We start from the raw sequence: 494 nt of genomic DNA, 5'->3' as shown, positions 1-494 counted from the left end.
AAATCAGTCGTCATACGTTTATCAATATGCCAGCCAACAATTCGACGAGAATATAAATCCATTACAACAGCAAGGTACATCCAGCCTTCGCCAGTTTTCAGGTATGTCACATCGCCAGCCCAAATCTGATTGGGTGCTACCGGATTAAAGTTTTGGTTAAGCAAATTATCTGCAACTGCATCAGAGTGTTTACGTTTAGTTGTTACTTTATAAGCTACTCGCTGTTTAACCACTAAATTGAGCTTCTCCATTAACTTTCGAGTTTTGTAGCGCGTTATTTTAAAACCTTCTTTGCGTAAGTTCTTACATAGCTCACGGTAGCCTAAGCTTTCTCTGCTGCGTTTAAACAGCGCTTTGGCTTTACGATAAAGATGCAGCTCTTTGGCCGTTATAAGCTTTGCTGGACGCGCCAGCCATGCGTAATAACTTGAGCGACTCACCTTCATAGCTGAGCATAGCTTTATAACGCGAAAAGCTTGGCTATTTTCTTTGAT

1 protein-coding gene is annotated in these 494 nt (G+C 41.3%); it reads right to left on the bottom strand.

The genetic code is table 11. The features are described from left to right. Positions 1–494, bottom strand: a 494-nt coding sequence (locus AN391_RS19895; RefSeq protein WP_152967921.1) for an IS3 family transposase, incomplete at both ends; no start/stop codon positions are given.

Source organism: Pseudoalteromonas sp. P1-13-1a (assembly GCF_001401875.1).
Classification (GTDB): domain Bacteria; phylum Pseudomonadota; class Gammaproteobacteria; order Enterobacterales; family Alteromonadaceae; genus Pseudoalteromonas.
The sequence above is the reverse complement of the archived record's forward strand: the minus strand, read 5'-3'. Positions and strand labels throughout refer to the sequence as shown.